We start from the raw sequence: 22,934 nt of genomic DNA, 5'->3' as shown, positions 1-22,934 counted from the left end.
ACGAACAGCCGGCAGCACGGCGAGTGGGGCGGCCCGGAAAGGACCGCCCCACCACCCGTTCCGGCTCGCCACGCCCCCCGCGATCCGAAGGCAGGTCCTACCGTTGCCCGCCCGGCCTGGGCGGCTCCACAGCGTCCCGGATGCTTCCGCGTGCGGCGGCGGCGACCGCTTCCGCGGTGATGCCGAACTCCTCGTACAGCCGCTGGTAGTCGGCGGACGCGCCGTAGTGCTCCAGGCTGACGATCCGCCCCGCGTCGCCGACCACCTCGCGCCAGCCCTGGCCGACGGCGGCCTCGACGCTGACGCGCGCGCGCACGTCGGGCGGGAGCACGTCGTCCTGGTAGGGCAGCGGCTGCGCGGCGAACCATTCGCGGCACGGCATCGAGACGACACGTACGGCCAGTCCCTCGTCGACCAGCAGTTTGCGGGCGTCGAGGGCGATCTGGACCTCGGACCCCGTCGCCACCAGAATGACGTCCGGGACGGCCTCGGACGCCTCGACCAGGATGTAGGCGCCGCGCGCCGCTCCCTCGGCAGCGGCGTGGACACCGTCGGCGCGGTCGAGCACCGGCAGGTTCTGCCGGGTGAGGACGAGTCCGGCGGGGCGGTCGGTGTGCTCCAGGATCGTCCGCCAGCAGACCACGGTCTCGTTGGCGTCACCGGGGCGTACGACGTCGAGGCCCGGGATGGCGCGCAGGGCGGCCAGGTGTTCCACGGGCTGATGCGTGGGGCCGTCCTCGCCCAGGCCGATGGAGTCGTGGGTCCACACGTAGGTGGCGGGCAGCTTCATCAGGGCGCCGAGGCGGACCGCGGGCCGCATGTAGTCGCTGAACGTGAGGAACGTGCCGCCGTAGGGGCGGGTCAGGCTCTGCAGGGCGATGCCGTTGAGCACGGCGCCCATCGCGTGCTCGCGGATGCCGAAGTGCAGGGTCCGGCCGTAGGGGCCGCCCGCGAATTCCGAGGTCTGCCGGTCGGCGGGGACGAACGAGGGTTCGCCGTCCATGGTGGTGTTGTTGCTGCCCGCGAGGTCGGCGGAGCCGCCCCACAGCTCGGGGAGCACCGGCGCGAGTGCGGTGAGGACGTTTCCGGAGGCCTTCCGGGTGGCCATGCCCTTGGCGTCGGCCGGGAACACCGGCAGGGCGTCGGTCCAGCCCGCGGGCAGCTTCTGCTCCCGCAGCCGGTCCAGCAGCGCCGCCCGCTCGGGGTGGGCGGCGCGCCACTCCTCGTAGGTCCGCTGCCAGCTCTCCTGCGCCGCCCTGCCCCGCTCCCCCACGGCCCGGGTGTGGGCGAGGACCTCGTCCTCGACGGGGAAGAACTCCTCGGGGTCGAAGCCGAGGAGCCGCTTGGTGCCGGCGACCTCGTCGTCACCCAGCGCCGCTCCGTGCGCCTTGCCGGTGTTGCGCTTCGTCGGGGCGGGCCATCCGATGATCGTGCGCAGCATGATCAACGAGGGCTTGGACCGCTCCCCCTTGGCCGTCTCGATCGCGGCGAGCAGCGCGTCGACGTCCTCGACGTAGTCACCGGTCCGGGTCCAGTCCACCGTCTGCACGTGCCAGCCGTACGCCGCGAAGCGGGCCGGGACGTCCTCGCTGAACGAGATGTCGGTGTCGTCCTCGATGGAGATGTGGTTGGAGTCGTAGAAGGTGATGAGGTTGCCGAGCTGCTGATGACCGGCCAGGGACGCGGCCTCCGACGCGACGCCTTCCATCATGTCGCCGTCGGATGCCAGCACGTACACATGGTGGTCGAACGGGCTGGCACCGGGGGCGGCGTCGGGGTCGAGCAGTCCACGCTCCCGGCGTGCCGCCATCGCCATCCCCACGGACGCGCCCATCCCCTGGCCCAGCGGGCCGGTGGTGATCTCGACACCCCGGGTGTGCCGGTACTCCGGGTGGCCCGGGGTCGCCGAGTCCCAGGTCCGCAGCGCCTTCAGGTCGTCCATCTCCAGGCCGTAGCCGGCCAGGTACAGCTGGATGTAGAGGGTGAGGCTGGTGTGGCCGCACGAGAGGACGAAGCGGTCCCTGCCGAGCCACTGGTCGTCGGCGGGATCGTGCCGCATGACCTGCTGGAACAGCAGGTAGGCGAGCGGTGCCAGGCTCATCGCCGTACCGGGATGGCCGTTGCCGGTCTTCTGGACGGCGTCGGCGGCCAGCACCCTGACGGTGTCCACCGCGCGCACGTCGAGGTCGTTCCAGCCCGCCCGTCCGGCCACGGGAAGAGCGAGCCCGGCGTCTCGTGATGCCGTGCTGCCGGAAGTGGATCGCTCGGACACCATGGTGTTGTCTCCCTCGAATGTGGCTTCTCGGTGCGACGGGGCCGGTCGGTACGACTCGCCACCCCTCGCATCCTCTGTTCACTCGCCGCCCTCCGCACCCGGAGCGGGCCCGGCGGTGCGGTGAGGCTCGCGATGCCCGCCGGGCGGAGATCGCCCGGCACGGGTGACGGATACGCACGCCCCGCCGAGCGGTCGCCTACCCCCGGTGGTCCCCGTCAGGCGTGTGCCGCCGCACGTGGACCGGGAAGGGGCCCCGGATTCCCGGAGGGCCGGTACGGCGGGCGGGGTTGTGGCACAGTCGTGCCGGTGGACGAGCTGCGGCCCCAGGATCCCTCGCGCATAGGCGCCTACCGGCTGATCGCCCGTCTCGGTGCCGGCGGGATGGGGCAGGTGTATCTCGGCCGGTCCCCCGGCGGACGGCTGGTGGCGGTGAAGGTGATCCGGGACGAGATCAGCGATCACCCGGAGTCGCTGGCACGCTTCCGCCGTGAGGCCGCCACCGTGGAGACCGTGCGCAGCGCCTGGACCGCCCGGTTGATCGAGGCGTCCCTCGACACCCCGCCCTACTGGCTGGCCACCGAGTACGTGGCGGGGCCCACGCTGCACGGAGCGGTGCGGGACGGCGGAGCGTTCCCGCCCGACAGCGCACGGAGGCTGTTCGCCGCCCTCGCCGAGGGACTGGCTGCGGTGCATGCCCACGGAATCACCCACCGGGACCTGAAACCGCAGAACGTGATCCTCTCCCCGCAGGGTCCGCAGCTGATCGACTTCGGGATCGCGCGGGGACTCGGACAGACGGTGCTGACCCGCGACGGGATGGCCCCGGGGACCCCCGGGTTCACGGCTCCGGAGGTGGTCCTGCGCAACGAGGTCGGCCCGGCCGCCGACGTGTTCGCCCTGGGGGCGACGCTCGCGTACACACTGACCGGCAGGCCTCCGTACGGCTCCGGGAACCCGGCCACCGTGAGCTACCGGGCCGTGCACGAGGACATCGACCTCGCCGGGGTGCACGCCTCTCCGGCCGCGCTGATCCGGGAGTGCGTCGCCAAGGACCCGGCCGCCCGGCCGGGCCTCGCGGCTGTGATCGCGCGATGCGCGGTGGACTCCGCCCTGGCGAGTGATCCCCACTACCGCGCCGTGACCGGCGCCGAGGCCGGAGCCGTACGGGGAGACGCGGAGACCGCCGTCTTGCCGGCCGGGGCGACGACGCGGGGCGAGGACGGGGAGGCCGTGTCCGGGAGCACGCCCCGCCCCACGCCGCACACCGGTCCCGGTCACCCCGGGCGTCCGGCCCGCGCGGGCCGGCGGGGGGTGCTCGGGCTGGCTGCGGTCGCGGCCGTGCTGGCCGGGTCGGCGACGGCCTGGATGCTCTCCTGGCCGCCGGCCGACCGGGCGAGCGGGTCGGGGCCGGCGGGCGGGGCGGAGACGCCCCGGCGGCCCGCGGCCTCCTCGCCGGCGGCCGGCCCGCCGGACCACGTCGTCGGCGACGGTGGGTCCCAGGTGCGCTGGACCCTGTCGGAGGACCCCGCCCGGGCGGCGCAGGGCATCGGCTCCTGCGACCTGTCCGCCCTCGACATGGCCTCGCTGACGGTCGAACTGCAGTCGTCCGTCTCCCACACCACCGGCTCGGACACCGCCTCCGTCGAGATACGCCCGAAGGACGCGGGCAAGGGGAAGAGGCCCGCGCCCTACTACATGGCGGTGGGTGTCCGTCCTCCGCACGGGATCGACCCCGGCACGGGGCGTCCCGGCCGGTCCGTCGGCGAGGGCGTCGGCTTCACCGGCGAGCCCTTCGACGTCCACGCGGAGTGGTCCTCGGGCGGAACCCTCACCTTCCGTTATCCCGACGACTTCCGGGCCCACCTCGACGGCCGCACGGTCGACGCCGTTCCGGTGGGCGACGACCGGGGCGACTGGACCGTGGTGCTCTACCACGTCGAAGGCGGCCCGGAGCAGATCACCCCGGTCGTGTGCAACGGCTTCCACGCCTGAGAGACGGGCGAGGTGGCTCCGACTCGCCGCCGGGGTCCGCGACGGAATTGACGAACTTGTTCGTTACGAACACGTTCGTTAGGCTTGAGGGGTGACTCCGCGAACCCCAGCCCCCCGCAGCCGCCGCGAACGGCCGGCCAAGCCCGCCCTCACCCACGGGACCATCGTCGCCTCCGCCGTCCGGCTCATGGCGGCCGAGGGGCTGCAGCGCGTCACCATGCGGCGGCTGGCCCAGGAGCTCGACACGGGACCCGCCTCGCTGTACGTGTACGTCGCCGGCACGGCCGAGCTGCACGCCGCGATCCTGGAGGAGCTGCTCGGCGCGGTCGACCTCTCACCCGCGACCGCGGAAGGCGACTGGCGCGACCGGCTGGCCCAGGTGCTCCTGTCGTACACCGGCGTCCTGTTCGACCACCCCGGCCTCGCCCAGTCCGCCCTGGTCACCCGCCCTTCCGGGCCGCACTACCTCGCCCTCGTGGAGAGCATCCTCGCTCTCCTGCACGAGGGGGAAGTGCCCGACGGGCAGGCGGCCTGGGGGGTGGACGTCCTCCTCCAGGTCGCCACCGCGACCGCCGCGGAGCAGTCCGTCCGCGAAGGCGCCCCCGACGCCGAGGACGACCACGACGCGCTCGTCGAGGCGCTGGGGCAGGCATCGGCCCGTACCCACCCGCGCATCGCCGCACTGGGCGCGGACCTGTTCTCGGGCACCCCGCAACAGCGCCTGGCCTGGATCTTCCGGGCGGTCGTCAACGGCACGGCCACCACTCCCCGCTGAGGCGGCCGGAGACTCCCCCACCCGCACCGCAGGAACGAGGACATCACCATGGAGACCACCCCGCACCACCCCGTCACCGTCGTCGGCGCAGGCCTCGGCGGTCTCGTGCTCGCCCGCGTCCTCCATGTGCACGGGATCGAGTCCACCGTCCTCGACCTGGAAGCCGGCCGGCACGCGCGGACCCAGGGCGGCATGCTCGACATCCACGAGGAGACCGGGCAGGCGGCCCTGCGTGCCGCGGGCCTCCACGAGGAGTTCCGCGCGCGGGTCCACCCCGGCGGTGAGGCGATGCGCGTCCTCGACAAGGCGGCCCGCATCCTGCTGGAGGAGAAGGACGACGGCGACGGAGGCCGCCCCGAGATCGACCGGGGCGACCTGCGCGACCTCCTGCTCGACGCGCTCCCCGAGGGCACCGTCCGCTGGGGCGCCAAGGTCGTGGGCGCCGAGCCACTCGGGGACGGACGCCACGCGGTGACGCTCGCCGACGGCACCACGTCCACCACCGGACTGCTCATCGGCGCGGACGGAGCCTGGTCGAGGATCCGGCCACTGCTCTCCGGAGCGCGGCCCGCCTACACCGGTATCTCCTTCGTCGAGCTGGACCTCCTCGACGCAGACGTCCGCCACCCCGGATCCGCCGAACTGATCGGGGGCGGGATGTTCTTCGCCCTCGGCGACCACAAGGCGTTCCTCGCCCACCGCGAGACGGACGGGAGCCTGCACGTCTACACGGCGCTGCGCGCGGCCGAGGACTGGCTGTCCACCATCGACTTCGCCGACACCGGAGCCGCGAAGTCCGCACTGCTGGAGCACTTCGCCGACTGGGCACCCGGCCTGCGCGCCCTGGTCACCGAGGCCGACAGCCCGCTGACGCCCCGCCACATCCACGCGCTGCCCGTCGAGCACCGGTGGCAGCGGGTCCCCGGCGTCACCCTTCTCGGGGACGCCGCACACCTGATGTCCCCGTTCGCCGGAGAAGGCGCCAACCTCGCCATGTTCGACGGCGCGGAGCTGGGCCGGGCGATCGCGGAACACCCGGGTGACGTCGAGGCGGCGCTGACGGCGTACGAGGGCACCCTGTTCCCGCGCAGCGCGCGGACCGCCCGGGAGTCCGCGCGGAGCCAGGAGATGCTGTTCCACGACCGGGCGCCGCAGCCACTTGTCGACATGTTCACTTCCCCCGCCGAGGAGCCGCACGGGAAGGACTGAGCAGCACCGTCCCGGGCCCGGTGGGCGCTCGACCGGGCCGCCCGGCTCAGTGAACTGCCACGCGGGAGAAACGGGCGGCGGTGTGCAGCTCGGACTCGATCTGCCCGGCGGTGAGCCTGAGCCGGGGCAGCACCTGCTCCAGACACTCCTCGATCGTCCGGCTGCTGCTGTGCATCGCGACGTTGATCGAGGCGACCGCGGAGCCTGCCCGGTCGCGCACGGGTACGGCGATGGAGCGCAGGCCCGCCTCCAGTTCCTCGTCGGCCAGGGCGTACCCCTCGGCACGCACGCCCTCCAGCACGGCTTCGAGTTCGGCACGGCGGGTGAGGGTGTGGGGGGCCAGGGGGCGCAGCTCGGCGTGGGCGAGGACCGACTTGAGCGCGGCGGCGGGCAGGTCGGCCAGCAGCACCCGGCCGAGCGAGGTGGCGTAGGCCGGGAAGCGTGTCCCGACGGTGATGTCGACGGTCATGATGCGGTGGGTGGCGGCCCGCGCCACGTACTGCACGGAGTCGTCGACGAGGACGGCGAGGGACGTGGAGTCCTGGATCGCCCCCGCCAGCGCGGCGAGGTGCGGCTCGGCGATCCGCGACAGTGTGGTGCGGGAGAGCGGGGGGTATCCGAGGGCCAGGACGCGCGGTGTCAGGCGGTGGACACGGTCGTCGGCCGTGACATAGCCGAGGTGTTCGAGGGTGATCAGCGCTCGGCGCGCGGAGGCGCGCGAGAGGCCCGTCGCACGCGCGACGTCACTGAGCGTGAGAGCCGCTCCTGCGTCACCGAAGGCGGTGATGACGGTCAGGCCGCGGGCGAGGGACTCGACGAACTCCCGGCCCAGCTCCTGCTTCGAGGCCGCGGTCCACGAGGCGAGGGCCCCCGGAGCGGCCGGCGCGGGGGCCGCGGGAGCCGCGTCGCGCAGTCGCCGCTCCATCGCCGTGGCGGCGGCGCGCAGCCGGGTCAGGAGGCTGTCGCGGAGTCCCCGTGCGGTGTGCCTGCTGGTGTGGCTGACCACGCTGAGGACGCACGTGATCGCTCCGGCTGCGTCCCTTACGGGTACGGCGAGGGCGAGGAGGCCCGGTTCGATCAGCTGGTCGTCCAGCGCCCAGCCGTCGGCCCGTGCCGCCTCCACCCGGCCCTCGAAGGCGTCTTCCGCCGGGCCGGGCCGACGGGGAAGGGACGGGAAGCCCTTTCCCTCGGGGTCGGACGCGCGCCGCTCCCGCCACGCCGTCCACTCCCCGGAGCCCCAGAACGCGGCGAACAGCGCACCCGGGGCGGTGCGCTCGGCGGGCAGCAGGTCACCGATGCGGAAGCGCAGGGACATCGCCCGGCGCCGGGTGGCCTGATGGACGAAGCGGATGCCGTCCCCGTCGGGCACCGCGAGGGACACGGACTCGTCGAGTTCGTCCGCGAGCGCGTCCACCGCGTCGCCGAGGAGGCCCGGGAGCCGGATCGAGGACAGGTAGGCGTTGCCCAGCTCCATCAGGCGCGGCGCGAGCGTGACGGTCCTGCCGTCGACGCGGACGTATCCCGTGCGGGCGAGCGTGAGCGTGACCCGGTCGACGGTCGAGCGGGCCAGTCCGGTGGCGCGCTCCAGGTCGCTGAGGCCGAGTGAGCCGTCCGCGTCGGTCAGCCGGCGCAGGACGGCGATGCCGCGCATGAGCGGGGCGACGGCCTCCGCGGGCACGTCCGTTTCCGGCCGGGCGGTGCTGGTCGGTGGCATCTGTTCTCCGTCGGGTGGGTCCGTGCCGGAAGGACACGGTACGGCGCCCTGCGGCGTCCCGGGCCCCGGACCCCTCCCCCAGGAGCGTGGTCCGGACGCGTCCCGGCGGGAGCCGGGGCCGTTGACAGGGCTCCGGTCAGGGCGGCAAACTCACCGGCATGCCAGTGAAGGAAACTTCACTGGGCGAACACTAGTGGATGGACGGTCCCATGGACAAGGTGGTCGCGTCGGCGGCGCTGGCCGTCGCCGACGTGCCGGACGGCGCCTCGGTGGCAGTGGGAGGCTTCGGCCTCAGCGGTGTGCCCGACGTGTTGATCGAAGCCCTGCACGCGAGCGGCGTCAGCGGGCTCTCCGTCGTGTCCAACAACTGCGGCGCGATGGACTCCGGCCTGGCCGTCCTGCTGTCCGCCGGCCGCATCGGCCGGGTGACCGGCTCCTACATCGGCGGGAACAAGGAGTTCGCCCGGCAGTACCTCGGGGGCGAGCTGGAGCTCGAACTGATCCCGCAGGGCACCCTGGCCGAGCGGCTGCGTGCCGGCGGGGCAGGGATTCCGGCGTTCTACACGCCGGCCGGGGTGGGGACCCAGGTCGCCGACGGCGGCCTCCCCTGGCGCTACGACGGCGAGGGCGGGGTGGCGGTGGCCTCCCCGGCCAAGGAGGTGCGTGACTTCGACGGGACCGGATACGTCCTGGAGCACAGCATCCGCACCGACTTCGCCCTCGTCCGGGCGGCGAGGGGCGACCGGCACGGCAACCTCGTCTTCAACAAGTCCGCGCGCAACTTCAACCCTCTCGCCGCCATGGCCGGCCGGATCACCGTCGCGGAGGTCGAGGAACTGGTCGAGCCGGGCGGGATCGACCCGGACCACGTACACCTGCCGGGCATCTTCGTGCAGCGGGTGGTCGCGCTGACCCCCGCGCAGGCCATGGACAAGAAGGTCGAGAAGCGGACGACCACGGAGCGGGAGGCACGGGACTGATGGCCTGGAACCGGAACGAGATGGCCGCCCGGGCGGCGGCGGAGCTGCACGACGGCGAGTACGTCAACCTCGGGATCGGCCTGCCGACGCTGATCCCCAACCACCTCCCCGAAGGCGTGCACGTCGTCCTGGAGTCCGAGAACGGCATCCTGGGCACCGGCGCCTTCCCCTACGACGAGGACGTCGACCCCGACCTGATCAACGCGGGCAAGGAGACGGTGACCGTCCGGCCGGGCGCCTCGTTCTTCGACTCGGCGCTCTCCTTCGGAATGATCCGCGGCGGTCACATCGACGCCGCCGTGCTCGGGGCCATGGAGGTCTCGGCCCGGGGCGACCTCGCCAACTGGGCGGTGCCGGGCAAAATGGTGACGGGCATCGGCGGAGCCATGGACCTCGTGCACGGGGCCCGCCGCGTCATCGTGACCATGACGCACACCGCGAAGGACGGCAGCCCGAAGATCGTCGAGGAGTGCACCCTGCCGCTCACCGGCAAGGCGTGCGTCCACCGCATCATCACGGACCTCGCGGTGCTCGACGTGACCGGCGACGGCCTGGTCCTGGTGGAGACCGCCCCCGGGGTGAGCGCCGCCGAGGTCCTGCAGAGGACGGCAGCCCCGGTCCGTACGGCCGGGAGGACCGTGTCATGAGCCTCCGCCCGGGCCGGAAGCGTCCTCCGGCGGTGCCGCCGGGACCCGCGATCAGGGCCCGGCAGGACTCCCCCGAGCGGCGGAACGGGCGCGCCGGATGAATGATGAACAGATGCTGCGGTGCCGCGGGCGCCGTCCGGCATCCCCGCCGGGCGGACCGGGCCGGCTCCGGTCACGAAGCGGAAGGCAGGAGCGCATGACCTCCCAGACCGCGTTTCCGGCGGCGGACCACGCGCCGCCCGTGCGGCTGCCCCTCCCGGGCGGCCCGGAGGGCGCGAGGGCGGCGGGCACGGGCGGAGGAGTCCGCCCGGCGACGGCGAGGGCCGCTCCATGAGATCCACGGACGGACTTCTGGGGATCGGCTTCATGCGCACGGTGTTCGACAGCCTGGGGGCGGGCGTGTTCGTCACCGACACCGAGGGCGCGCTCACCGCGAGCAATCCACGGGCGCAGGAGCTCCTCGGCCGCCCGCAGGAGCAGATGCTGGGTCAGGACATGCACGATCTGCTGCACCGCGGCCCGGACGGCGGCACCCTCCCGCGCGCCGAGTGCGGTCTGCTGGCCGTCCTGGACAGCGGCCGGCCGGCAGAAGGCAGCGAGGAGCTCTTCCTCCGCGGCGACGGCAGTCTGGTGCCGGTCATCTGGGCGGCCACTCCGCTCCGGTGCGAGGGCCGCGAGCGGGGCGCGGTGGTCGTCTTCCACGATTTCAGCCTGCACCGCGACGCCGCCGAGCAGACCGCGGCGTACCTCGCGGCCCTCGAAGGGCTCACCGCCCGGCTGACGATGGTGGCGGAGGTATCGACCGTCCTCATCTCCACGCTGGAGACACCGGAGATGCTGAACAGGCTGGCCGGGCTGCTCGTGCCGGACATGGGTGACTGGGCGGCGATCGACGTGCGTACGCCGGGGCAGACGGGCGAGATGCGGCGCGTGGCGGTTCGCACCCCCGGTGACCGCGGGTCGACGGAGGAGCTGACGGGGCCGTTGCCGCCCCTGCCCGAGTCCACCCGTTCGGCCGTGGTCCAGGCGCTGCGGGGCGCCGAGCCCGTCGTCCTGGACGCGGCCGGCCTCGCCGAGCGGCCGGACAGCCCACTGGCGTTCGCCCACCGGGAGCTGTTCGACCGGCTGGGAGGGACCTGTGCCGTCGTGGTGCCCCTGCACACGCGGCGGCAGGTGTTCGGCGCGCTGACCGTGGCGCGGGTCGCCCCCGGCTCCTCCTTCACGGACGCCGAGGTCTTCGTGCTCGCCGACATCGCGCGCCGGGCCGGACTCGTCATGGAAGCCGCCGAGCTGTTCGAGCAGCAGCGCCATGTCGCGGAGACCATGCAGCGCCAGCTGCTCACTCCCCTGCCGCAGGTCGACCACCTCACGCTGGCGGCCCGCTACCGGCCCGCGGAGAGCGCCGCCGAGATCGGCGGGGACTGGTACGACTCCTTCCTCCTCGGCGACGGGGTCCTGACGATGGTCATCGGCGACGTCGTGGGGCACGACCTCAAGGCCGCCGCCCACATGGCCGAGGTCCGCAACATGCTGCGCGCCCTGGCCTGGGACCGCACGGAGCCGCCCAGCCTGATCATGCGCCGTCTGGACGAGGCCATGACCCACACCAGCGACGCCCCCATGGCCACCTGCGTCTTCGCGCGCATCGAGGGCGCGGAGGGCGGCCCGTGGGAGCTCCACTGGGTCAACGCCGGGCACCCGCCTCCCCTCCTGGTCACCGCCGACGGGGACACGCGCTTCCTCGAGGCCGGTCACGGGCCGCTGCTCGGCCTCAGCTCCGCCCTGCACATGGGGCTGGGGTGGCCCGACGCCCGTGCGGAGCTCCCGCCCCGGTCGACTCTCCTGCTCTACACCGACGGGCTGGTCGAGAGCCGCACCCGTGACATCGAGGCCGGTCTGGCCACGCTGCGCCGGCATGCCGGTGCCCTCGCCCGCCTCGACGTCGAGGACTTCCTCGACGAACTCCTGGCGCGCATCGACCCGAGCGGCGACGACGTCGCCCTGCTGGTCCTGCGCACCCCGCAGGCCGGCGCCCAGGACGAGGAGGCGCCGCCGCAGCACGCCCACAGCCCGGCCGCCGCCGACCGGGGTGCGCCGGGCTCCCGGATCGAGGACAGCCCGGTCAGGGACACCTCCGAACCCGTCTGACGCATGCAACGGGGCCGTTGGCAAGGGGGGTTGGCACCACCACCGGTCCGGGGCCGGGACGTACTGACCTCGGTGTTCCACCCTGGCAGGGTCGTCGCTGAGCGACCGACCGGCCCGTGGGACCCGGGCCACCACACAGGGGGAAGACCATGCACCGCACGCACCTCGCCGCCGCAGTCCTGCTCGCCGCCACGCTCACCGGGGCGCTCGCCCCGGTGGCGGCGGCCCGTCCGTCGGACCCCGTGCAGCGGCAGCTGGATCTGCTCGTGGACCGGGACGGCGTCCCCGGCGCCCTCGCCCACGACGGCGCGACGACCCGGACGGCAGGGGTCTCGGATCTGGCGACACAGCGCCGGATGACCGGCGCACAGGGCCGGTTCCGCCTGGCCAGCAACACGAAGGCGTTCACCGCGGCAGCCGTCATGCGCCTGGTGGCGGACGGACGGATACGCCTCGACGACCGCGCCGGCACCTACGTGCCCCAGCTCGCCGGACACGCCGTCACCGTACGGCAGTTGCTGAAGCAGACGAGCGGGCTGCCGGAGTACGCCACGCTGGTCGACTGGACGCGGGCCGGCACGCCGCAGGAGTACCTGGCTCTCGCACTCGGCGCGGAGCCCGCGTTCGAGCCCGGTACCGACTGGGGGTACTCCAACACCAACTACCTGGTGCTCGGCATGGTGATCGACAAGGCCTCCGGCCTCGATTTCCGCACCTATGTCGAGCGCACGATCCTGCGCCCGCTGCACCTGGACGACACCTACTGGCCCGCCCCCGGCGAGTCGGCCCTGCGAGGACCGCACGCCCGCAACTACGGAGTGCACCCCGCGCTCCCGGAGGCCGGAGTCGTGGACGTGACGGAGCTCCCCGGATACGAGTTCGGCGCGTCCGGCGGGCTCGTCTCGACACCCGGGGACCTCAACGCCTTCTGGAACGGCCTGTTCGGCGGCCGTCTCCTGCCGGGCTGGGCACTGGGCCTGATGACGCGGGACACGACCGACATCGGCGGCCGGGACGTCTACCCGGCGGGCAGCCGCTACGGCTACGGCGTCGCCTCGGTCCCGCTCAGCTGCGGCGGCGTCTACTGGGGGCACGGCGGCGACCTGCCGGGCGACTCGGTGGCCGGCGGCCGGGCCACCGGCGGACGGGGCACCGTGACCGTCTACACCACGACGTGGGCGGGCGGCGGGGAGGGCCTGGGCCATCTCCAGGGCGCCGTGGACGCCGCGTTGTGCGCCGTGGGCCGCCGGTGAGCCACGGGCCGCCGGCCCGTGGCGTCGGGCCCGTGGCTCCGGTCGGCACCGAAGCGGCGGGCCTCCGTGCCCCCGGCGCGTACGCCACTACCGCGAGGTGGCGCCGCGCCTCCTGTCCGACGAACCCGACGCGTCCAGCTCCGGCCGGGTCGCGGGCTCGCCGGGCCACCGGTGGGCCCAGGGCGCCGCGCTCTCGAACGCGGCCGCCGCACGCAGCACCTGCGCGTCGGCGAGGTGGCGGCCCACGATCTGGAGTCCCACCGGCAGACCGTCGCGGGTCCAGCCTGCGGGGACGCTCACGGCGGGCTGGCCGGTGAGGTTGGCCGGGAAGGTGAAACCGGTCCAGGCGGTGTCCGGCACCTCCCGGCCGTCGATGCGCTCGGGTCCCTGGATGCCGACGGCGAACGGCGGCACGGCGGCCGTGGGGGTGACGAACAGGTCGTACGTGGACATCAGTCGCGCCGTCCGGTTGACGACGGCCTTGCGGACGATGTTGGCGTCGGTGAACTCCTCGGCGGTCCAGCGGCGTCGCATCATCGCCACGAGATGGGGCGACATCCGCTCACCGTGCACATCGACGAGACGGCGCATGCCGGTGAGGTCCGTCTCGGCCGCGATGAGGGCGGCGAACGCCTCGGCGGGGTCCTCCCACCCGGGAACCACCGTCTCGACCCGGCAGCCGAGGTCCCTCTCCAGGACATCCACCGCGGCGTCGACGACGCGGCGCACTTCGGGGTCGACGGCGAGGTAGCCGAGGTCGGCGCTGTAGGCGACGCGCAGGCCCCGGATGCCGGCTTCGCGGGGTGCCCCGGTCCAGTCGACGTCACCGCACGGGATCGAGTGCCGGTCACGCGGATCGGGTCCGGCCAGCACGGACAGCATCAGAGCGGCGTCGGCGACGGTGCGGGTGAGCGGGCCGATGTGTTCGAGGGACTCCCAGCCCGAGACTCCCGGATAGCGCTCGTCGCGGCAGCCCGGCCACACCGGGACCCGCCCCATCGCCGCCTTGAATCCGACCAGTCCGCAGTGCGCGGCCGGCACCCTCACCGATCCGCCCCCGTCGGAACCCAGCGAGACGGGCCCGAGGCCCGCGGCGACGGCTGCGGCCGATCCCGCACTCGAACCGCCGGGTGTGAGAGCCGTGTTCCACGGATTGCGGGTGGCGGGAAAGACCGGGTTGTGTCCCACCGCGCTGTAGCCGAACTCGGTGGCGTTGGTCTTGCCGAGCACCACGGCTCCGGCGCCGAGGACCCGCTCCACCACGATGTCGTCCTCGTCCGGCACGAAGTCCTCGTAGGCGGGCGAGCCGGAGGTGGTGCGGATGCCCCGGGTCGCGATCAGGTCCTTCACTCCGATCGGCACACCCGCCAGCGGGCCGACGTCCTCGCCGCGCGCCAGGCGCTCACCGATCTGCCGTGCGCGGGCGCGCGCCTGGTCGGGCACGGGGGTGCAGTACGCGTGCAGAGTGGGGTCCACCTCCGCCGTCCGGTCGAGGACAGCGTCCACGGCTTCGAGCGGTGATACCTCCGACTTCCTTATACGAGAGGCGAGTTCGGTCGCGGAGAGGCGGCAGATCTCATCGCGTGCGGCGCGGTCCATATGTGTCCTCCTCGGTGGAGCGGGTCGGGTCAGGCGGCTCGGGCGACGGGTGCGGGCGCGGTGCGCTCGACGGCCAGGTAGACCCCGCACGCGACGGTCATGCCGATGACCGCGTCGACGGAACCGGGCAGGAGGTAGTGGGCCACCGTCGCGGCCCCGGCCCCGGCCGCCCAGGCGACGAGCGCTCCCGGCCTGTACTCGCGGACCTCCCGGCCCGCCGTGCGGCGGCGCAGGAACAGCTGGTCCGTGATCAGGACGGCGCCGATGGGCGGTACGAAGATGCCGAGCAGGTTCAGCCAGTCGAGGAAGAGGCTCCAGACCCCGGTCAGCGCCGCCACCAGCCCGAGGACGCTCAGGACGATCGCGAGGGGCCGCATGCGGAACCCCGTGATGGCGGACCAGCCGACGGCCCCGTTGTAGAGGCAGTGCGAGGCGACCGAACCGAGGTTGACGAAGACGAACAGGACGGCGACCGCGGTCAGAAGGGGGCCGTGACCGGTGAGCAGCCCGAGGAACCCGCCTCCGTTGACAGCGGGGTCCACGGCGCCTCCGACGGCGACGACGAGCCCGCCCACGAGGTACGCGACGCTGTTGGCGAAGGGGAACGCGCAGCTCGCCGCGGCGACGGCGGCCCGGCCGTTCCTGGCCCAGCGGGTGAAGTCGGCGGTCATCGTGCCCGAGTCGGAGAACCCCGCGACCACGATGCTCATGGCGGCGCCGAAGGACAGGGCGTGACCGGCGCCCTCGTACGACAGGACCTGGCCCGGGGATGTGGTGCCCTCGGCCAGACCGAACCAGAGGGCGACACCCGCCAGGACGACGAACAGCGGGGTGGCGACGAATCCGATGAGCGCCAGGGCGCGGATGCCGAGGACGGTGAGCACGGTGTAGAGGACTCCCCCGGCGAGTGCGCCCAGCAACGGCGCCCACCCCAGGGCCTCCTGGAGCGTGGTGCCGCTCAGGCCGATCTGGAAGGAGTACCAGCCGATGACGACCGTGGAGAGGAAGCCGGCGGGTATCCGGCTCCCGAGCGTGCCGAACGTACGGGCGGCCTGGTGGGAGAAGTTCTCACCGGTGCGGCCCGCGAGCCAGCTGAGGGCGCCGACGTAGGCGAAGAGCACGAGGTTGCCGAGGAGGATAGCCGCCGCACCCCGCGCCAGGCCCAGGCTGTGGACGATGACGCCGCCGAACACCGCGTTGCCCAGGTTCATCGGAAAGCCGAACCATACGGCCGAGACGGACAGCAGGCCGCGGCGGGCCCGCTCGGGTACCGGCTCGTGCTCGTACTCGTCGCCCAGTGCCGCGCTCTCACCCTGCCGGGGCTCCTGCCGTCCTGTTCCGCTCGTGGTCGTGGTCACGGGCCCTCCCGGTTACTGGTATACCGTTCTGACGCTTGGACGGTAGATTCCGGGTGTTTCGGCCGACGGCACGGCTTGTTACGGGAACAGGACGCCGAGGCCGCGTGGGGAAGCGGCCGTTCGGGCTCAGCCGCCTGCGCGCACGGCCATGTCGAGCAGCTTCTGGATGTGCAGGCCGTGGGCCGCGTCGATGCCCGTGCCCCGGCCCGTCCGTACGGCGGTGGCGAACTCGCGCCGGAGGACGGGCCAGCACTCCTCGTGGTCGATGCCGGCGGTGTCGTAGACCAGTTCCTCGCCGGGGCCGAAGAGCTCGACACGCGTCCTGGCCCGCTCCAGCCGCACGCTGCCCGAGAGGGAGGCCTGGCTCACCGCGCCGTTCTCGTGCTCGCAGGTGAGCTCGATCCACCGACGCGGATCGCCGGTGGCCCGTACCGAGACGATGGGCGCGACCGCGCTGTCGAGGATGTCCAGGAGGTGCGGGCCCAGGTCGAGCAGCGCCCCGTGCTCCAGCCGCCACGACGTGGCGAACTCCCCGCCCAGGAAAGCACCGTGCAGATAGCAGGAGCGTGCGCCCGTCACCTCGCGGGTGGCCGCTTCGGCGAGGAAGGCACGGGTAGCCGGGTGGTACCGCTTGGTGAGGACGAGCTGGGAGATCACCCCGTGCTCGCCGACGGCGTCCGCCACGGCGCGTGCCGTGTCGAGGTCGGCGCCGAGCGGCTTCTCCAGCAGGAGGGCGCGGCCGGCGGCAGCCGCGCGCGGTGCGAGAACGGCCTGCACGGCGGGGGGCACGGCGAACGCGACCGCCTCGCACCGGTCGAGGAGCTCCTCGAAGGAGGCGGCGACCGGGGCTCCGTAGGGTTCGGCGACCTCGGCCGCGGCCTCCGGGCGGCGGGCCCAGACCGCCGCGAGCGAGGTCTCCGGGCCGGCTGCCAGCATGCGGGCGTGCATGGTGCGGGCCCAGGGGCCGGCGCCCACGAGGCCGACGCGGACCGGCTCGTGCGGCCAGGCGTCCGGGAGGGGTGCGGTGGACATGGTGCTTCTCCGTCGTTCAGCTGTGGGTGCGGTGGGCTCGGACGCCGCCGCCGGTGCGGCGCGCGCGCCCGGGCGGCGCCGGCGCGGGTGCGATGCGCTCAGGCGCCGGCGCGGGCCAGGGCCGCGAGGCGGGCGTCGGCGCGGTCGGGGGCGTAGAGGTGGTCGATGACCATGCGGGCGGCTCCGGACAGGGCGGCGCGGTCGCCCAGTTCGGAGGTGACGACCTGGAGGTGGGCAGTGGTGCGGGGCATGGCGCGCTGGTAGATGAGCTCACGGACCCCGGTGAGGAACGGGGTGCCCGCCAGGTCCCCGCTCAGCATCAGCACGCCGGGGTTGAGCAGGGTGACGACGGTGACCAGGACCTCGCCGACGCGCTGCCCGGCCTCGCGGGCGAGCCTGACGGCGTCCGGCTGCCCTGCGGCGAGGTGCTCGCGGACATCGGATCCCGAGGCGGTGGGCACTCCGGCGTCGGTCAGTTGCGCGGCGATCGACCGGCCGCTGGCGACCGCCGCGAGGCATCCGTAGGAGCCGCACATGCACAGTGCGTCGGGGCGGTCGTGCAGCCGGATGTGTCCGATGTCGCCCGCTCCGCCGTCGATGCCCCGGTAGATCTCGCCGCCGACGACGACGCCGGCGCCGATCCCGGTGGACGCCTTGATCAGGACGAAGGCGCTGCACTCCGGGTGTCCGGCCCGCTGTTCGGCCAGGGCCATCAGGTTGGCGTCGTTGTCGACGAAGACCGGCAGGGGGCCCGCGGCGGGCATCGGGCCGACGTGCTCGGTCCAGGCCTCACGCATGCGTTCGCGTACGGGGAAGCGGTCCCATCCGGGCATGATCGGGGGCTGGACGATCCGGGCGGACTCCCAGTCGACGGGTCCGGGCACGGAGAGTCCGATGCCGCAGACCCGCTCGGGCCCCGTGCCGGCCTCGGCCAGCAGCGGGCCGAACCAGCGCGCCAGTTGGTCCAGGGCGTGGTCCGGACCGTCGGCGATGACGAGGTCCCCGGTGTGCTCGGCGAGTACGTCTCCGGAGAGGTCGAGCACGGCGACGCGTGCGTGGCGCGTCTCCAGGTCCGCCACGAGCACCACGGCATGCGCCGGGTCGAACTCCAGCCGGGCGGAGGGGCGTCCACCGGTGGACGTGCCGGTGGCACCGCGCAGCCAGCCCGCTCCGAAGAGCTGGTCGAGCCGGTGCCCCACCGTCGAGCGGGACAGCCCGGTCGCCTGCTGGAGCTCTCCGCGCGTGGTGGCCTCGCCGCTGCGGATGAGCTGCAGCAGATGCCCCGCGCTGGCCTGGTTTCCTGCCATCCCTGCTGTCCTCGCCCTGTCTGTCGCGTCCGTGCCTGCCCCGAGAGCACCGGTGGTTCGTCCCGCCGGTTTCACCTGTCGCGGCGTCAGCCCTTGTCCGCACCGCTGGTCAGGCCCTCGGTGAGGAGCCGTTCGGCGGAGAAGAACAGGAGTACCACAGGGATGGTGAGGACCACCGACCCGGCCATCAGCACCGTCTTGGACACCTCGATGCCGTTGGCCAGTTGCTGGAGTCCCAGGGAGACCGTCCACCTGTCGGGGTCCGCCGCCAGGAAGAGCAGGGCGAACAGGAACTCGTTCCAGGCGATCATGAAGACGTACAGCCCGGTGGCCATGAGGGTCGGCAGCGCGAGCGGCAGGATGATCCTGCGCACGGTCTGCAGCCGTGAGGCACCGTCGATGGCCGCCGCCTCCTCGATGCTGAAGGGGATGGTGACGAAGTAGTTCTTCAGCATGTAGATCGACACGGGGACGGTCTGAGCGATGTAGACGATGGCGAGGCCGACCAGGCTGCCGGACAGACCCATCTTCGCGAACATGACGAAGAGCGGAACGGCCAGCAGTGTGGCCGGGAAGAGGTACACGGCGAGGAAGAGCGCGCTGACCTGCCGGTTGCCGAAGAACTTCAGCCGGCTCACGGCGTAGGCGCCCGGCACCGCGGCGGCGAGCGTGAGCAGGACCGTGGCGACGGCGACGAGCGCCGAGTTGACCAGCATGCCGAGGAATCCCTGGCCGCCCTCGGAGGAGGACTTCAGGACGCTCTCGTACGTGTCGAGCGTGAAGTCCTTCGCTGAGACCCAGAGGTTGCCGGGGTCGAGGAGCAGGGCGTCGATGGGCTTCACCGACAGCATCAGCATGTAGTAGAAGGGCACGATCGTGATGGCCGCGAGGAAGGCGATCACCACCCAGCGCAGGACGCCGAAGAACCGCTCCTCGAACTGGGCGCGGGTGAGCCGGGGCCGCCGGGGCGCGGGCAGCGGGCGCGTGGTCCGCCCGGCCTCGTCGCGGGTCAGGGTCTCGGTGGCGGTCATGCCGATTCCTCCTGCATCTTCTTGCCGAAGAACTTGAAGTAGACGCCCAGGAGGGCCATGAGCACGACGGCCAGGACGAGCGCCTGCGCTGAGGCGGCACCGACGTCGAAGCGGGAGGTCAGGAAGTCGTACACGCGCACGGCCACGACGTCCGTGCCGGATCCGCCGCCGGTGAGCAGGTAGATGTCGTCGAACTTGTTGAACGTCATGATGAAGCGCAGGACGGACAGCAGGGCGATGACGGGCATCAGCTGCGGCAGCAGGATGTGCCGGAAGCGCTGGGACAGGGTGGCGCCGTCGACCTCGGCCGCCTCCTCGAGACCCGCGGGCACCGCCTGGAGGCGGGCCAGCATGAAGAGGAAGGCGAACGGGAAGTAGCGCCAGGTCTCGAAGGCGATGACGGTGAGCAGCGCGAGCGGGATGTCGAAGTGGACGCCGAACAGACCGACTTCGTAGGACCTGGTGGAGAGGAAGGCGATGGGGTCGTCCCACCCGAAGAGCTTCTGGCCCCATTCGTTCACGATGCCGTACTGCGGGCTGAGCGCCACCTCCCAGACGAAGGAGACCGCGACCACCGGGGCGACGTACGGCAGGAGCATGGCGGCGCGCAGGACGCCCCGGCCGCGGAAGGGCCGGCGCAGCGCGAGGGCGGCGATCAGCCCGAGGACGACGGAACCCGCGGTGGCGCCGACGGTGTAGAGGAGCGTGGTGCCGAGGCTGCTCCAGAAGCCGGGTGAGCCGAAGACCTGCGAGAAGTTGTCCAGGGTCCACCGGCCGAAGAGGCCGTTCTCCTGGATGTCGACGAGCCTGGCGTTCTGGAAGGCGAGCAGGACGGTCCACAGGATCGGCAGGATCACCACGACCAGGACCACCAGGAAGGTGGGGGTCACGAAGGCGAGGCCCGCGCGGTTCTCGCGCCTGCTCGAACTCTGCGGTGGGACGCGGCGCTGCTTCGCACCGCTCTGGGTTGTGCTCATGGGTCGGTTACCTCGTGAGGGAGCGGCGTGCGGCTACTGGAGGGACTTCTGGAGGGCGGTCACTTCGTCGTCGGCCTCCTTGGCGGCCTCGTCCGGCGAGAGCTGGCCGCTGGTCATCGCCCCGATGGCCTTGGCCACGGGGAGCTCGCCGTTCGTGGCGCCGACGAGCGTGCCCTGCCCCTGGGTGAGCCCCCAGCGCTTCATGTCGCCGACACCGGTGACGAGCTGGTCGAGGAGGGCCGAGGGGTAGGCCTTCTGCATGGACTCGCGGCGGTCGACGCCCATGACGCTGGCGCGCCACGCCTGCTCGAAGGAGCCGGGCTTCTGCTCCGTGCCGGTCCGGACGGGGATCTTGCCCTCGGGGGCCATGCCGAACCAGTCGGCGTACCCCTCGCCCATCATGTACTCGATGAACTTCCTGGAGGCGCCCGTCTCGGCGGTCCTGGTGACGGCCCATGACGTGATCTCGCCGAACTGGGCGGGTTCCTTGCCGTCCGGGCCCTTCAGGGAGGTGACGACGCCGGTGTTGCGGGCCAGGAACTTCGGGTCCTTCTTGCACTCCGGGCAGCTGGGCAGCGCGTCCGACCGCAGCCCCGCCAGCTCGTCGAGCAGGAAGGACGACCAGACCATCATCGACGACTGCCCGGCGAAGTAGGTGGCGCGGGTGGTGTCCACGCTCTGGGTGCCGGGCGCGCCGTGCTTGCGGGCGAGATCGTCGTACGCCGCGAAGGCGTTGCGGCACGCCGGGGAGTCGAGGGCGGGCTCGCCCGCCTCGTCGACCAGCTGGCAGCCGTTGGCCAGGGCCAGGTCCTCGAAGCTCTGCTGGGTGAAGACGTCCGAGGGGTCGGTGGCCAGGGAGATGCCGTCCCGGCCGTCCTTGTCGAGAGAGGCGGCGGCCTTCAGGGCGCTCGCGTAGTCGTCCGGGGCGTCGAGTCCCGCTTCGGCGAAGAGGTCCTTGCGGTAGACCAGGATCTGGAGCCAGGCGTCGGAGGGGACACCGAGCCGGGTGCCGCCGTCGGCCGTGAGCGCGAGCGCGTTGCTGTTGAACGTGCCCGGGTCGAGGTCCTTGACGATGCGGTTCGCGACCTTCGTGTTGAGCAGGCCGTTGCCGTACATCTGCCAGACCTGGCCCATCGGGACCGCCCCGATCACGTCCGGGAGCTTGCCGGCCGCCGCCGCGGACATGATCAGCTGCGGCAGCTGGGCCTCGTCCACGCCGACGAGATCGACCTTGACACCGCTCTCCTTCTCGAAGCGGCTGACGACCTTCCTGGTCGCCGCCATCCTCGGCGGCAGGTTCTCCTGCGACCACACCGTGATCCTGTTGTCGGGCCGCTCCGCGCCGGAGCTGCCCGAGCAGCCGGCCAGCAGGCCGGCCGCCAGGGTCGCGGCGAGCCCGAACAGGGTCGCCCTCGACCGTCGGGTCTTCATCACCATGCTCTGTCCTCACGCCACTTACGCACTTTCCTGATGCATCTCAGCATTACTTTTGCGTATTGACAAGACATAACTCTGAGATATCTTCGACTGAAGTCAGCGAGCAACACCCCTCCCAGCACTACCGGAGCTCCCCGTGGAACGCGTCGTCCAGTTCACCGGCCCCCGTCAGGTCGAAGTCGCCGAGCACGAGAGCACCCCTCTCCCCGCCGGACACCTGCGGGTCCGCACCCGCTACTCCGGCATTTCGGCAGGAACCGAACTCACCGCCTACAGGGGTACGAACCCGTACCTGACACGCACATGGGACGCCGAAGCCCGGATCTTCCGCGACGGCGCGGCCGGGATCGAGTACCCGGTGGCCGGCTGGGGCTACTCCGAGGTCGGCGAGGTCACCGAGGTCTCGCCCGAGCTCGTCGGCACCCCCGGGATGCCCGTCACGGGCGATCTGGTCTGGGGCATCTGGGGCCACCGCAGCGAGGGCATCGTTCCCGCCGAGCGCATGGTCGGCCACACCCTGCCCGCCGGTCTCGAACCGCTCGCCGGGGCCTTCGCCCGCGTCGGCGCCATCGCGTACAACGCGATCCTCGCCGCCGACATCCACCTCGGCGAGGACGTGGCCGTCTTCGGCCAGGGGGTCATCGGGCTGCTCACCACCCGCCTCGCCCAGCTCAACGGCGCGCGGGTCACGGCGGTCGACGCGCTCGACGGCCGTCTCGCGACCGCCCGTGAGTACGGCGCGCGGCACACCCTCAACGCGCGTACCGACGACGTCGCCGAACAGATCCGCGCCGCCACCGGCGGGGCGGGCGCCGATGTCGCCATCGAGATCAGCGGGGTGTACCCGGCCCTGCACGAGGCGGTCCGCTCCGTCACCGTCGGCGGCCGCGTCGTGGCGTCCGGCTTCTACCAGGGCGACGGCGCCGGCCTGCGGCTCGGCGACGAGTTCCACCACAACCGGATCCAGCTGATCTGCTCCCAGATCGGCGGGGTGCCCCCGCAGCTGGCCGGACGCTGGACCGTCGAGCGGCTCCAGCAGACCTTCCTCTCCCTGGTCGCCGAGGGCCAGGTCGATGTGAAGTCGCTGGTCAGCCATGTCGTGCCGGTGGCGGAGTCCGCCGACGCGTACGTGCTGCTCGACGAGACGCCGGCCGACGCCCTCCAGGTCGTCCTGGAGTTCTGAGCCCGTCGGCCCGGGCG

Annotated in this window: 17 protein-coding genes; 8 read left to right on the top strand and 9 right to left on the bottom strand. The window is 72.8% G+C overall.

What is annotated here, in order from left to right; genetic code table 11:
- Positions 1–97 precede the first annotated feature (97 nt).
- Complete coding sequence (gene tkt, locus ACFUNE_RS09080; RefSeq protein ID WP_383564261.1) at positions 98–2,275, bottom strand: transketolase; 2,178 nt, start codon at positions 2,273–2,275, stop codon at positions 98–100.
- A 306-nt stretch (positions 2,276–2,581) separates the two neighbouring features.
- Here tkt and ACFUNE_RS09075 point away from each other — a divergent pair, with 306 nt between their 5' ends.
- The 3 genes from ACFUNE_RS09075 (at position 2,582) to ACFUNE_RS09065 (ending at position 6,251) form a co-directional block, all read left to right on the top strand.
- Positions 2,582–4,267: a protein kinase gene (locus ACFUNE_RS09075; protein ID WP_383564259.1), complete on the top strand. Its 1,686-nt coding sequence runs from the start codon at positions 2,582–2,584 to the stop codon at positions 4,265–4,267.
- 91 nt (positions 4,268–4,358) lie between these two features.
- On the top strand, positions 4,359–5,042 hold the full coding sequence (locus tag ACFUNE_RS09070) for a TetR/AcrR family transcriptional regulator (RefSeq protein ID WP_383564257.1): 684 nt from the start codon (positions 4,359–4,361) through the stop codon (positions 5,040–5,042).
- Between the two features lie 48 nt (positions 5,043–5,090).
- On the top strand, positions 5,091–6,251 hold the full coding sequence (locus ACFUNE_RS09065) for an FAD-dependent oxidoreductase (protein WP_383564255.1): 1,161 nt from the start codon (positions 5,091–5,093) through the stop codon (positions 6,249–6,251).
- A 46-nt stretch (positions 6,252–6,297) separates the two neighbouring features.
- Here the strand turns inward: ACFUNE_RS09065 and ACFUNE_RS09060 are convergent, their stop codons facing one another.
- Positions 6,298–7,965 (bottom strand): IclR family transcriptional regulator C-terminal domain-containing protein, encoded by a 1,668-nt coding sequence (locus tag ACFUNE_RS09060; protein ID WP_383564253.1) that lies wholly within the window; start codon positions 7,963–7,965, stop codon positions 6,298–6,300.
- Positions 7,966–8,174: 209 nt separating this feature from the next.
- Here ACFUNE_RS09060 and ACFUNE_RS09055 point away from each other — a divergent pair, with 209 nt between their 5' ends.
- From ACFUNE_RS09055 to ACFUNE_RS09040, 4 genes are all read left to right on the top strand, one after another.
- On the top strand, positions 8,175–8,945 hold the full coding sequence (locus ACFUNE_RS09055) for a CoA transferase subunit A (protein ID WP_383564251.1): 771 nt from the start codon (positions 8,175–8,177) through the stop codon (positions 8,943–8,945).
- Complete coding sequence (locus ACFUNE_RS09050) at positions 8,945–9,592, top strand: CoA transferase subunit B (protein ID WP_383564249.1); 648 nt, start codon at positions 8,945–8,947, stop codon at positions 9,590–9,592. The genes ACFUNE_RS09055 and ACFUNE_RS09050 overlap by 1 nt, the downstream gene beginning before the upstream one ends.
- Before the next feature lie 330 nt (positions 9,593–9,922).
- Positions 9,923–11,740, top strand: coding sequence for a SpoIIE family protein phosphatase (locus tag ACFUNE_RS09045; RefSeq protein WP_383564247.1), 1,818 nt, complete (start codon positions 9,923–9,925; stop codon positions 11,738–11,740).
- Positions 11,741–11,889: 149 nt separating this feature from the next.
- Positions 11,890–12,993, top strand: a complete 1,104-nt coding sequence (locus ACFUNE_RS09040) for a serine hydrolase domain-containing protein (RefSeq protein ID WP_383564245.1) — start codon at positions 11,890–11,892, stop codon at positions 12,991–12,993.
- 87 nt (positions 12,994–13,080) lie between these two features.
- Here ACFUNE_RS09040 and ACFUNE_RS09035 read toward each other — a convergent pair whose 3' ends face one another.
- From ACFUNE_RS09035 to ACFUNE_RS09005, 7 genes are all read right to left on the bottom strand, one after another.
- Positions 13,081–14,592 carry an amidase gene (locus ACFUNE_RS09035; RefSeq protein ID WP_383564243.1) on the bottom strand — a complete coding sequence of 504 codons (1,512 nt, stop codon included), beginning with the start codon at positions 14,590–14,592 and terminating at the stop codon, positions 13,081–13,083.
- 29 nt (positions 14,593–14,621) lie between these two features.
- The gene (locus ACFUNE_RS09030) at positions 14,622–15,950 is read right to left on the bottom strand and encodes a purine-cytosine permease family protein (RefSeq protein WP_383564241.1); all 1,329 of its coding nucleotides are present in this window, start codon (positions 15,948–15,950) and stop codon (positions 14,622–14,624) included.
- 126 nt (positions 15,951–16,076) lie between these two features.
- The gene (locus ACFUNE_RS09025) at positions 16,077–16,982 is read right to left on the bottom strand and encodes a Gfo/Idh/MocA family protein (protein WP_383564239.1); all 906 of its coding nucleotides are present in this window, start codon (positions 16,980–16,982) and stop codon (positions 16,077–16,079) included.
- Positions 16,983–17,080: 98 nt separating this feature from the next.
- A complete protein-coding gene (locus ACFUNE_RS09020) occupies positions 17,081–18,289 on the bottom strand; it encodes an ROK family transcriptional regulator (protein WP_383564237.1) in 1,209 nt (402 codons plus the stop codon).
- 86 nt (positions 18,290–18,375) lie between these two features.
- Positions 18,376–19,320, bottom strand: a complete 945-nt coding sequence (locus ACFUNE_RS09015; RefSeq protein WP_383564235.1) for a carbohydrate ABC transporter permease — start codon at positions 19,318–19,320, stop codon at positions 18,376–18,378.
- Positions 19,317–20,297 (bottom strand): carbohydrate ABC transporter permease, encoded by a 981-nt coding sequence (locus tag ACFUNE_RS09010; protein ID WP_383564233.1) that lies wholly within the window; start codon positions 20,295–20,297, stop codon positions 19,317–19,319. The genes ACFUNE_RS09015 and ACFUNE_RS09010 overlap by 4 nt, the downstream gene beginning before the upstream one ends.
- 33 nt (positions 20,298–20,330) lie before the next feature.
- Positions 20,331–21,734 carry an ABC transporter substrate-binding protein gene (locus ACFUNE_RS09005; RefSeq protein WP_383564231.1) on the bottom strand — a complete coding sequence of 468 codons (1,404 nt, stop codon included), beginning with the start codon at positions 21,732–21,734 and terminating at the stop codon, positions 20,331–20,333.
- A gap of 136 nt (positions 21,735–21,870) precedes the next feature.
- Here ACFUNE_RS09005 and ACFUNE_RS09000 point away from each other — a divergent pair, with 136 nt between their 5' ends.
- A complete protein-coding gene (locus ACFUNE_RS09000; protein WP_383564229.1) occupies positions 21,871–22,917 on the top strand; it encodes a zinc-binding alcohol dehydrogenase in 1,047 nt (348 codons plus the stop codon).
- The last annotated feature ends 17 nt before the right edge of the window (positions 22,918–22,934 follow it).

It is taken from the genome of Streptomyces sp. NPDC057287 (assembly GCF_042667905.1).
Classification (GTDB): domain Bacteria; phylum Actinomycetota; class Actinomycetes; order Streptomycetales; family Streptomycetaceae; genus Streptomyces.
Note: the sequence above shows the minus strand (reverse complement) of the source record. Positions and strands in the feature narration are given on the sequence as shown.